This window comes from Citrobacter sp. Cpo142 (assembly GCF_030332425.1).
GTDB classification, from domain to species: Bacteria; Pseudomonadota; Gammaproteobacteria; order Enterobacterales; family Enterobacteriaceae; genus Citrobacter; species Citrobacter portucalensis.
In genome coordinates, this window is record NZ_JAOWHW010000142.1 from 490,090 (window position 1) to 500,325 (window position 10,236).

Genomic DNA, 10,236 nt, shown 5'->3' on the forward strand with positions numbered 1-10,236 from the left:
CCGGGCAATGCCATTGTAAGTAACCATCATGACGACACTCACGCTGAACACTTCACTGCTGAATTTTCAATCGATTTTGGTCGCCTTTAGCGGCGGGCTGGACTCAACCGTACTCCTGCATCAGCTGGTGCAGTGGCGAGCGCAGCATCCTGAGGTCGTTTTACGCGCAATCCATATTCATCACGGATTAAGCCCACATGCAGACAGTTGGGTGCAGCACTGTGAGTCAGTATGTATGCAGTGGCAGGTGCCGCTGGTGGTTGAGCGGGTACACCTTGAGGATGATGGTCTGGGCATCGAAGCTCAGGCACGACGCGCGCGCTATCAGGCATTTGCGCAGACCTTACTACCGGGCGAGGTGCTGATGACCGCCCAGCATCTCGATGACCAGTGTGAAACCTTTTTGCTGGCGCTTAAGCGCGGTAGTGGTCCTGCCGGACTTTCCGCCATGGGCGAAAACTCACCGTTCGCCGGAACCCAGCTGATTCGACCGCTGCTGGCGCAAACGCGAGAGGCGCTAGAAGCATGGGCGCGGCAGCATGAATTATGCTGGATTGAAGATGAAAGCAATCAGGATGATACCTACGATCGCAATTTCCTCAGATTGCGCGTTACCCCATTGCTGCAACAGCGCTGGCCGCACTTCGCGCAAGCCGTAGCTCGCAGCGCCGCGCTGTGTGCTGAGCAGGAGAGTTTACTGGATGAACTGCTGGCCAGCGATTTAGCCGATTGCATCACAGCCCACGGCACATTGTTACTGGTACCGTTAATGATGGTGAGCGACGTGCGTCGTGCCGCGCTGCTTCGTCGCTGGCTGGCGGGGTTAAATGCGCCGATGCCTTCTCGTGATGGACTGGAACGTATCTGGCAGGAAGTGGCGCTGGCGCGGGAAGATGCCTCACCCTGTTTTCGCCTTGGGGAGTACGAGGTCCGTCGTTATCAGTCACAGCTGTGGTGGGTGAAGTCAGTCGATGGGCAAAGCGAAACCGTTATCCCATGGTTAGAGTGGAAAACACCGTTGGCGCTGCCTGCCGGATTGGGTTCGGTTCAGTTAATCTCTGCGGGTGAATTGCGCATGCCGCAAGAGGATGAAGCCGTCAGCATTCGTTTCAAAGCACCAGGCTTATTGCATATTGTCGGGCGTAACGGTGGACGGAAATTAAAGAAAATCTGGCAGGAGCAGGGGATCCCGCCCTGGCGACGAGATACCACACCGCTGCTGTTTTACGGCGAAACGTTGATTGCGGCTGCGGGTGTTTTCGTGACGCGTGAGGGAGCGGCGGAAGATGAAGAAGGCGTGAGTCTGGTTTGGCGTGGAAAGTAGGCCGGATAAGATGCTTTGCACCGTCATCCGGCACCAAAATAATCAGGATTCGCTGACCACCACAGTACCGATCTGCGGGTGGCTGAAGCTGGCAATTTTGTCGAGGCGAAGCTCCCGGGTTTCACCTGCGACATCTGCGACCAGATACTCCACGTTTTTGCGTGAAACCAGGTCGTTCGCTTTCGCCTGCAAAACTTCGCCATCTTTTAACGCCAGCGTCAGTAACAAATGGTGCTGGCAGGCGAGTTCAAGATTGTCGTAATCATCGCAGTTGATGGGTTGATACGTTTCATTCATTGACATAATCGCTCACCAGTAAGTTCGCGGCAGCATAGGCCGCTTTTTCCCTGACCGACTCTGGAAGGGCGCTGTCTGCCGCCACTTCATTAAGCACCTTCAATACGCAACCCAGCGCATCCGGGATATACCCTAAGTCTCCGCTGGCGATTTCCGCGTACCGCTTGCGTATTAACTCACAATATTTTTCCACATGCCCTCCTGTCAGCACTCTGACTTAACCGTGGATGCAAGTCTAAGCCTACGAAGATAAACTCTGTTTAGCAAGGTGACTATACCATACTCATTCAAGCAATATCAGCGTCTTGATAGATGAGCAGTTAGCAGCCTTTTGCCGCAGTTTTCGCTACAATGTGCGCCTGATTCGAAAGGAGTTCTCCCATGGCGCTTAAAGCGACAATTTATAAAGCCGTCGTCAACGTAGCGGATCTTGACCGCAACCAGTTTCTTGACTCGGCCTTGACGCTGGCGCGTCACCCCTCTGAAACCCAGGAGCGCATGATGCTGCGCCTGCTTGCCTGGATTAAATATGCCGATGAGCGGCTGCAGTTCACGCGTGGCCTGAGCGCGGAAGACGAGCCTGAAGCATGGCTGCGTAACGACCATCTGGGCATCGATCTTTGGATTGAGTTGGGTCTGCCGGATGAGCGCCGTATCAAGAAAGCCTGTACCCAGTCTGGTGAGGTTGCTCTGTTTGCCTACAACAGCCGTGCGGCTCAGATCTGGTGGCAGCAAAACCAGAACAAATGTGCGCAGTTTAAAAATCTCACCGTGTGGTATCTGGATGATGAACAGCTGGCGCAACTGAGTGATTTTACTGGTCGTACAATGGCGCTGCAGGCGACTATTCAGGACGGCGCTATTTGGCTGTCCGACTCTCAGAACAATCTGGAAATTCATCTGACCGCGTGGCAGCCGCGTTCATGATTGTTCTCTCCCGAAACGTCTCTATCCCTGATAATGAGCTGGAAATCACGGCGATTCGGGCACAAGGCGCGGGTGGTCAGCACGTTAACAAGACCTCGACGGCTATCCATTTGCGCTTTGACATTCGGGCCTCGAGCCTGCCAGAGTATTACAAGGAACGCCTGCTGGCTGCCAGCCATCATCTGATTAGCGGCGATGGCATTATTATCATTAAGGCGCAGGAATACCGTAGCCAGGAGCTCAATCGGGAAGCGGCAATCTCCCGACTGGTGGCGGTGATAAAAGAATTAACCGCGGTGCAAAAAAGCCGACAGGCAACTCGCCCTACGCGCGCCTCGAAAGAGCGCAGGTTGTCATCGAAGGCGCAAAAATCCACAGTGAAAGCACTGCGCGGGAGAGTTCGTCGAACGCAAGACTGACGAGCGGGAATAAAAATAAATAAGGAATTGATAGTGAAAACAGCAATATTGTCCGTGGTCGCTGCATGCACGCTTTTTTCCTTGATTGGCTGTAATAACCGTACTGAAGTTGAAGTACTACAGCCGACGCGGGCGGCAGAATTAAAACCGATGCAGCAAAGCTGGCGTGGCATCTTACCTTGTGCGGACTGCGAAGGGATTGAAACCTCTCTGTTTCTGGAAAAAGACGGCACATGGGTGATGAACGAACGCTATCAGGGCGTGCGGGATGAACCGTCTTCATTTGCCTCTTATGGCACATGGGCGCGTACAGCCGACAAACTGGTGCTGACCGACAGCAAAGGTGAGAAGTCGTACTACCGGGCTAAAGGCGAGGCGCTGGAAATGCTCGATCGTGAAGGTAACCCGATTGAGTCACAGTTTAATTACACGCTCCAGCCGGTTTCCGCCAGCTTACCGGTGACGCCAATGCCGATGCGAGGCATGTATTTCTATATGGCTGACGCGGCAATCTTTACCGACTGCGCAACGGGTAAACGGATGCCGGTGGCGAATAACGCTCAGCTTGAACGCGACTATTTAGCCGCTCGTGCGGAAAACGGACAGTCCGTACTGCTGACGCTTGAGGCGCATTTCACGTTGGAGTCAAACCCGGATACGGGTGAGAAAGTGAAAACGTTGATGGCGGATAAAGACGCGAAATTTATCCCTGGTAAAGCGTGTAATTAATCGATAGAAAAAAGGCCCTGATAATCAGGGCCTTTTTGTTGGTATTAGCCTTTAATGGCTTTGACCAGGAAGTCGACGATGTCGCCGGTTTTAATCAGCTCTTTCTCGCCGTTACGACGGTATTTGTATTCGATATCGTCGTTATCGAGGTTACGGTCGCCCAGCACGATGGTGTGTGGGATACCGATCAGTTCCATATCGGCAAACATCACGCCCGGACGCTCTTTACGATCGTCCATCAGCACTTCGATACCCTGCGCGCGCAGCTCAGCGTACAGCTTTTCAGCCAGCTCCTGCACACGGTAGGATTTGTGCATGTTCATCGGCAGAATAGCGACCTGGAACGGGGCAATGGCATCTGGCCATACGATGCCACGATCGTCAAAGTTCTGTTCAATAGCCGCGGCAACCACGCGAGTGACCCCGATACCGTAACAGCCCATAGTCAGCGTCTGGTTACGGCCATCTTCGCCCTGAACAGCGGCTTTCATCGCTTCAGAGTACTTGGTACCCAACTGGAAGATGTGGCCGACTTCGATACCGCGTTTGATCATCAGCGTACCTTTGCCGTCCGGGCTAGGATCGCCGGCGACCACGTTACGGATGTCAGCAACTTCCGGGGTGGCCACATCGCGATCCCAGTTGATACCGAAATAGTGTTTACCGTCGATGTTGGCACCGGCAGCGAAATCGCTCATTACTGCAACGGTACGGTCGATAACCACCGGAATTGGCATATTCACCGGACCGAGCGAGCCAGGACCTGCTTTTACCAGCGCACGAATTTCTTCTTCGGTGGCAAAGGTCAGTGGGCTGGCAACCTGCGGCAGTTTTTCTGCTTTGACTTCGTTCAGCTCGTGATCGCCACGAACCAGCAGGGCGACCAGCGGGTAGCTGCTGCCTTCAACCGCTTTCACCAGCAGGGTTTTCACGGTTTTTTCGATAGGCAGGTTGAACTGCTCAACCAGTTCGGCGATGGTTTTAGCGTTCGGCGTATCTACCAGCGTCATTTCCTGGGTTGCTGCCGCGCGCGGCTCTTTCGGCGCAACGGCTTCGGCAAATTCGATGTTCGCCGCATAGTCAGAGGAGTCGGAGAAGATCACATCGTCTTCGCCGCTCTGCGCCAGCACCTGGAATTCGTGAGAGGCGCTGCCGCCGATAGAACCGGTATCCGCTTGTACTGCACGGAAATCCAGCCCCATACGGCTGAAGATTTTGCTGTACGCAGCGTACATCGCGTCGTAGGTTTCCTGCAGGGATTCCTGAGAGGTGTGGAAAGAGTATGCATCTTTCATCAGGAATTCGCGGGAGCGCATCACGCCGAAGCGCGGACGGACTTCGTCACGGAATTTGGTCTGGATCTGATAGAAGTTCAGCGGCAGCTGTTTGTAAGAGCTCAGCTCGTTACGGATCAGGTCGGTGATCACTTCTTCATGCGTTGGGCCGAGGACGAACGAACGATCGCCACGGTCAGCAATACGCAGCAGTTCCGGGCCGTATTGTTCCCAACGGCCGCTCTCTTCCCACAGTTCAGAAGGCTGAACGACCGGCATCAACACCTCGATCGCACCGGCGTTGTTCATCTCTTCACGCACGATGTTTTCGACTTTTTTCAGGACGCGCACGCCGGTCGGCAGCCAGGTATATAACCCGGAGGCCAGCTTGCGGATCATCCCGGCGCGCAGCATCAGCTGGTGGCTGATGACTTCGGCGTCGGCAGGTGTCTCCTTCAGAGTGGAGAGCAGATATTGGCTAGTACGCATGTTGTTACGGTTCCAGTTGAACGATCGAACAGGCTCAAAACGAGCCTGGCACAAAACAAAAGTGGTTTAGTTTACCAGCGAGAAAGGGATGTCAAAAGAGTACGCGACGCAAATTAGCGGGCTTCCAGAGCAAAGACCTCAAATCCTGACGGCGTGACGCGCCAGCGGACGTTAAAGTCCAGCAGCCAGACGGCGTAGGTTTTGCCTTCTTCCTCGTTTTTACGGTAGGCAGGACGCGGATCCTGCGCCAGCACTTCGGCAATAAACTGACGAAGATGCGGGTAACGTTGTTCGAGCTTCGGTAGCTGCTCCGCGAGATCTTCACTGAACGTCACGTCTACGCTGGCCTGGGGGGCATCCTGAGCATAGCTGGCACGAGCATCGGGTAACGATTCGGCAAACGGCAGATACGGTTTTATATCTACGACTGGCGTGCCATCAACGAGATCCAGCCCACCGAGTTCGAGGATCACGTGCTCTTTATGGCAGCGGATGCCCCGTAGCTCAACCAACGACATGCCAACAGGGTTAGGACGAAACGTTGAACGCGTGGCAAAGACACCCATTCTGGCGTTGCCGCCAAGGCGGGGAGGGCGCACGGTCGGACGCCATCCACCTTCCATTGTCTGGTGAAAAACAAAAATCACCCACAAATGACTGAAGGCTTCCAGGCCGCGAACGGCATCGGCCTGGTTATAAGGTGCGAGCAAATGCAGTTCACCGCTGGCGCTTTTCACCAGACCGGGCTGGCGTGGAACGGCGAACTTTTCTTTATAAGGTGAGCGGATAACGCCTATTTGCTCGAACTGAAAATGGCTCATTTCGCCGAAATGTTCAGTGCAGAACCGATGCAAACCGCCTGGCGATAGCAACCCGGCGTTCCGCTGGTCACTTCGCAACTGTGCAGCAATACCGCATTAGCTTTCATTTTTGATGCGTTAATCTGCATGCGTTTGCGTGCGGTTGGAATGCTCGGAGGGGAATCCTGGTTTGAAGCCTGGCAGGATTCACCGCTAACTTCGCCAAGATCGCGGAACGGTTTGCCTACTAAATCTTCAGCGTTAGTAATGATTCTTACCGGCGTAGCGCGCGGTGCTTTCGGTTTTTCCGGCTCCGCTTTCGGCGGGGTTGCGGTGCTTTGAACGGGTTCAACAGGGGATCTGCTTAACATAGAACAGCCGCTCAGCAAGAGTGCTACTAAACAGATCGGTAAAGCACGCATAATATTTCCTCAATGAATGATCTAAACGTCAGATATTGAATCAGGTGCTTGCATAAATGACAAGACGGGCAAGCGCCCGTCCTGATGATATTACAGATTCTGTAAACAGCCTAAAATTACCAGCCCTTAACAGCACCGCCGTTGAAGACTTTGTTTGCTGCTTCGTACACTTCGTCAGACTGGTATGCTTCAACGAATTTCTTCACGTTCTCAGCATCTTTATTGTCTTCACGAGTTACAATCAGGTTTACGTACGGGGAATCTTTATCTTCAACAAAGATACCGTCTTTTGCCGGAGTCAGGCCGATCTGGCTGGCGTAGGTGGTGTTGATGACCGCCAGTGCGATTTGTGCATCGTCCAGGGAACGCGGCAGCTGCGGTGCTTCCAGTTCAACCAGCTTCAGGTTTTTCGGGTTTTCAATCACGTCCAGCGCGGTTGGCAGCAGGCCAACACCGTCTTTCAGTTTGATTAAGCCCACTTTTTGCAGCAGCAGCAAGGAACGGCCAAGGTTAGTCGGGTCGTTTGGAATCGCGACCTGGGAACCGTCCTGCAGCTCATCCAGTGATTTGATTTTTTTTGAGTAGCCCGCAATCGGGTAAACAAAAGTATTGCCTACAGCAACCAGCTTGTAACCACGATCTTTGATCTGCTGGTCCAGGTATGGTTTGTGCTGGAAGGCGTTAGCATCGATATCGCCTTTGCTCAGCGCTTCGTTAGGCAGAACGTAATCGTTAAACGTGACCAGCTCAACGTCCAGACCGTATTTTTCTTTTGCCACTTTCTGCGCGACTTCTGCAACCTGCTGCTCTGCGCCAACAATAACGCCCACTTTGATGTGATTAGGATCTTTTTCATCCTGACCGCAACCCACAAGTGCCAGAGAACCGATCAGGGCTCCAACTGCCGCAAAGGTTTTGAATTTGAACGCCATGCTTATTTCCTTTTCTTAATGAGTTTTTAGTGTTGTGTGCAACGTTATTTGTGCGTGACAGCCCGGACGATGCGATCGCCGGATAACTGAATTAAATAAACCAGAACGACGAGCAATACCAGTACTGTATTCATTACGGTAGCGTTGTAACCAATATAGCCGTACTGATAGCCAATCTGTCCAAGACCACCGGCACCGACGGCACCGCCCATCGCGGAGTAACCAACCAGCGTGATAAGGGTGATGGTGGCCGCATTGACCAGTCCTGGCAGCGCTTCTGGCAGTAATACCTTACGTACAATTTGCAGCGGCGTGGCGCCCATCGCACGAGAGGCTTCTATCAGCCCGGTCGGGATTTCGAGCAGCGCGTTTTCCACCATACGGGCGATAAACGGCGCGGCACCGACGGTCAGCGGAACGATAGCTGCCTGCAGTCCGATAGAGGTGCCTACGATCATGCGGGTGAACGGAATCATCCATACCAGTAAGATGATGAACGGGATGGAACGGAAAATGTTCACCAGCGCAGAGAGCGTACGGTAGAGCTTCGCGTTCTCAATAATTTGCCCCGGACGCGTTACGTACAGCAACACGCCGACCGGCAGACCAATCACAAAGCCAAAAAAACCGGACACAAAGGTCATTGCCAGCGTTTCCCATACGCCGCGAACCAGCAGCCACATCATCGGCTCAGACATAACCCAGTACCTCTACTTTTACATGGTGTTCCTGCAACCAGCTAATGGCTGCTTGTGTATCTTCCTGTGTGCCGTGCATTTCAGTCAGCATGATGCCGAACTTCACGCCGCCGGCGTAATCCATCTGCGCGCTAATAATGTTGTTATTCACATTAAAGCGACGGGCCGTCTCAGAAAGTAGCGGTGCATCGACCGAATGGCCGGTGAATTCCATACGCAGCATCGGCACGCTGTCGGCTTCCGGCTCCGCTTTTAAACGTTCCAGATAATCTTCCGGAATATCCAGGTGCAGCGTGGACTGGATAAATTTCTGTGCCAGCGGCGTTTTCGGATGAGAGAAAACTTCGCTGACGGTGTCCTGCTCAATCAGTTCACCATTACTGATGACCGCCACGCAGTCACAAATACGTTTTACAACGTCCATTTCGTGGGTAATCAGCAGAATGGTGAGTCCCAGACGACGGTTAATATCTTTCAATAATTCCAGAATTGAGCGGGTCGTTGCCGGATCGAGTGCGCTGGTAGCTTCATCGCACAGCAACACTTTGGGATTACTTGCCAGCGCACGGGCGATCGCCACACGCTGTTTTTGTCCACCGGAAAGGTTGGCCGGGTAGCTATCGTGCTTGTCTCCAAGACCAACCAACTTCAACAGCTCTGTTACGCGGCGTTTGATCTCTTCTTTTGGCGTGTTATCCAGTTCCAGCGGTAGTGCGACGTTACCGAACACCGTACGGGAAGAGAGCAGGTTAAAGTGCTGAAAAATCATGCCGATTTGACGGCGAGCTTTAGTCAGCTCCGACTCAGAAAGCGTGGTCAGCTCCTGACCGCCAACCTGAACGCTGCCTTCGGTAGGGCGTTCGAGTAGGTTAACGCAGCGGATTAGCGTACTTTTACCGGCACCGGAGGCGCCAATAACGCCATAAATCTGCCCGGCAGGAACATGCAGGCTGACATTATTTAGCGCCTGAATGGTGCGAGTCCCCTGCTGGAACACTTTGGTGATATTCGAAAGTTTAATCATTGGTTATTTATTATCGTAATTAAGTTAGCCGTGGCATTTTCGTCTGTCAGGTACGGTCGAAGCCGTCAACAAGATGGATGTTAAGGCATCCAGACGTCTAAATCAATCGGGCTTTGCACGATGAGCACTTTCTTGCCCGCTGAAACATGCGATACTAGAGTCACATGCCTTATTCAGGAGCTATAAAAGGTGGCAAAGTCTGTACCCGCAATTTTTCTCGACCGTGACGGTACCATTAATGTGGACCACGGTTATGTACATGAGATCGACGAGTTTGAGTTTATCGACGGCGTTATTGATGCCATGCGTGAACTTAAAAAGATGGGTTACGCCCTTATTATCGTGACGAACCAGTCTGGTATCGCGCGTGGTAAATTTACTGAGGCGCAGTTTGAAACGTTGACCGAATGGATGGACTGGTCGCTGGCCGATCGCGACGTTGAGCTGGATGGTATCTACTACTGCCCGCATCACCCGCAGGGTACTGTAGAAGAGTATCGTCAGGCCTGCGACTGCCGTAAACCGCATCCTGGCATGTTTATCTCCGCCCGAGACTTCTTGCACATCGATATGGCCGCTTCTTATATGGTAGGCGACAAAATTGAAGATATGCAGGCGGCGGCAGCTGCGAATGTTGGCACGAAGGTATTGGTCCGCACAGGCAAACCCGTCACGCCGGAAGCAGAAAATGCGGCAGATTTGGTCATAAATAGTCTGGCAGACCTGCCAATGGCGATAAAAAAGCAGCAAAAGTAAGCGTTGTGGATAAAAGGTGAGCGGTTGAAACAAAAATGCATTTTTCCGCTTGTCTTCCTGAGTCGACTCCCTATAATGCGCCTCCATCGACACGGCGGATGTGAATCACTTCACACAAACAGCCGGTTCGGTTGAAGAGAAAAAC

The 10,236-nt window shown here is 52.9% G+C and carries 13 protein-coding genes; 5 read left to right on the forward strand and 8 right to left on the reverse strand.

The features are described from left to right. The first annotated feature begins 28 nt into the window (after nt 1-28). Entirely contained in the window at nt 29-1,324 is a 1,296-nt protein-coding gene (tilS, locus tag OGY18_RS23495; RefSeq protein ID WP_286554567.1) for a tRNA lysidine(34) synthetase TilS, read from the forward strand. Nucleotides 1,325-1,366: 42 nt separating this feature from the next. Here tilS and rof read toward each other — a convergent pair whose 3' ends face one another. Together rof and OGY18_RS23505 are read right to left on the reverse strand one after the other, a co-directional pair. Continuing rightward, nucleotides 1,367-1,627: a Rho-binding antiterminator gene (gene rof / locus OGY18_RS23500; protein WP_003018503.1), complete on the reverse strand. Its 261-nt coding sequence runs from the start codon at nt 1,625-1,627 to the stop codon at nt 1,367-1,369. Next, entirely contained in the window at nt 1,614-1,814 is a 201-nt protein-coding gene (locus OGY18_RS23505; protein ID WP_003018499.1) for a YaeP family protein, read from the reverse strand. The genes rof and OGY18_RS23505 overlap by 14 nt, the downstream gene beginning before the upstream one ends. A gap of 188 nt (nt 1,815-2,002) precedes the next feature. On the opposite strand from OGY18_RS23505, the gene OGY18_RS23510 reads away from it, so the two are divergent. The 3 genes from OGY18_RS23510 to nlpE are packed head-to-tail and all read left to right on the forward strand — an operon-like array spanning nt 2,003 to nt 3,696. Next, nucleotides 2,003-2,548, forward strand: a complete 546-nt coding sequence (locus tag OGY18_RS23510) for a YaeQ family protein (protein WP_286554569.1) — start codon at nt 2,003-2,005, stop codon at nt 2,546-2,548. Further along, the gene (gene arfB, locus OGY18_RS23515; protein WP_032942412.1) at nt 2,545-2,967 is read left to right on the forward strand and encodes an alternative ribosome rescue aminoacyl-tRNA hydrolase ArfB; all 423 of its coding nucleotides are present in this window, start codon (nt 2,545-2,547) and stop codon (nt 2,965-2,967) included. The genes OGY18_RS23510 and arfB overlap by 4 nt, the downstream gene beginning before the upstream one ends. 30 nt (nt 2,968-2,997) lie before the next feature. Next, entirely contained in the window at nt 2,998-3,696 is a 699-nt protein-coding gene (nlpE, locus tag OGY18_RS23520; protein WP_085951559.1) for an envelope stress response activation lipoprotein NlpE, read from the forward strand. Between the two features lie 44 nt (nt 3,697-3,740). Here nlpE and proS read toward each other — a convergent pair whose 3' ends face one another. From proS to metN, 6 genes are all read right to left on the reverse strand, one after another. Then, nucleotides 3,741-5,459, reverse strand: coding sequence for a proline--tRNA ligase (gene proS, locus OGY18_RS23525; protein ID WP_003829149.1), 1,719 nt, complete (start codon nt 5,457-5,459; stop codon nt 3,741-3,743). A gap of 113 nt (nt 5,460-5,572) precedes the next feature. Then, on the reverse strand, nt 5,573-6,280 hold the full coding sequence (tsaA, locus tag OGY18_RS23530) for a tRNA (N6-threonylcarbamoyladenosine(37)-N6)-methyltransferase TrmO (RefSeq protein WP_003829147.1): 708 nt from the start codon (nt 6,278-6,280) through the stop codon (nt 5,573-5,575). After that, nucleotides 6,277-6,681 carry an envelope stress sensor lipoprotein RcsF gene (gene rcsF / locus OGY18_RS23535; RefSeq protein WP_003018477.1) on the reverse strand — a complete coding sequence of 135 codons (405 nt, stop codon included), beginning with the start codon at nt 6,679-6,681 and terminating at the stop codon, nt 6,277-6,279. Before rcsF ends, tsaA begins: the two co-directional genes overlap by 4 nt. A 116-nt stretch (nt 6,682-6,797) precedes the next feature. Further along, nucleotides 6,798-7,613 (reverse strand): methionine ABC transporter substrate-binding lipoprotein MetQ, encoded by an 816-nt coding sequence (metQ, locus tag OGY18_RS23540; protein WP_003829145.1) that lies wholly within the window; start codon nt 7,611-7,613, stop codon nt 6,798-6,800. A gap of 44 nt (nt 7,614-7,657) precedes the next feature. Further along, entirely contained in the window at nt 7,658-8,311 is a 654-nt protein-coding gene (locus tag OGY18_RS23545; protein WP_003018471.1) for a methionine ABC transporter permease MetI, read from the reverse strand. After that, nucleotides 8,304-9,335 (reverse strand): methionine ABC transporter ATP-binding protein MetN, encoded by a 1,032-nt coding sequence (metN, locus tag OGY18_RS23550; RefSeq protein WP_149384432.1) that lies wholly within the window; start codon nt 9,333-9,335, stop codon nt 8,304-8,306. Before metN ends, OGY18_RS23545 begins: the two co-directional genes overlap by 8 nt. Before the next feature lie 189 nt (nt 9,336-9,524). Between metN and gmhB the strand changes: the two genes are divergently transcribed. Next, nucleotides 9,525-10,091: a D-glycero-beta-D-manno-heptose 1,7-bisphosphate 7-phosphatase gene (gene gmhB / locus OGY18_RS23555; RefSeq protein ID WP_126319180.1), complete on the forward strand. Its 567-nt coding sequence runs from the start codon at nt 9,525-9,527 to the stop codon at nt 10,089-10,091. Nucleotides 10,092-10,236 lie beyond the last annotated feature (145 nt).

Coding starts and splice junctions, on each gene's coding strand:
- tilS (WP_286554567.1), top strand. CDS start 29: ATGACGACACTCACGCTGAACACTTCACTGCTGAATTTTCAATCGATT.
- rof (WP_003018503.1), bottom strand. CDS start 1,627: ATGTCAATGAATGAAACGTATCAACCCATCAACTGCGATGATTACGAC.
- OGY18_RS23510 (WP_286554569.1), top strand. CDS start 2,003: ATGGCGCTTAAAGCGACAATTTATAAAGCCGTCGTCAACGTAGCGGAT.
- arfB (WP_032942412.1), top strand. CDS start 2,545: ATGATTGTTCTCTCCCGAAACGTCTCTATCCCTGATAATGAGCTGGAA.
- proS (WP_003829149.1), bottom strand. CDS start 5,459: ATGCGTACTAGCCAATATCTGCTCTCCACTCTGAAGGAGACACCTGCC.
- tsaA (WP_003829147.1), bottom strand. CDS start 6,280: ATGAGCCATTTTCAGTTCGAGCAAATAGGCGTTATCCGCTCACCTTAT.
- rcsF (WP_003018477.1), bottom strand. CDS start 6,681: ATGCGTGCTTTACCGATCTGTTTAGTAGCACTCTTGCTGAGCGGCTGT.
- metQ (WP_003829145.1), bottom strand. CDS start 7,613: ATGGCGTTCAAATTCAAAACCTTTGCGGCAGTTGGAGCCCTGATCGGT.
- OGY18_RS23545 (WP_003018471.1), bottom strand. CDS start 8,311: ATGTCTGAGCCGATGATGTGGCTGCTGGTTCGCGGCGTATGGGAAACG.
- metN (WP_149384432.1), bottom strand. CDS start 9,335: ATGATTAAACTTTCGAATATCACCAAAGTGTTCCAGCAGGGGACTCGC.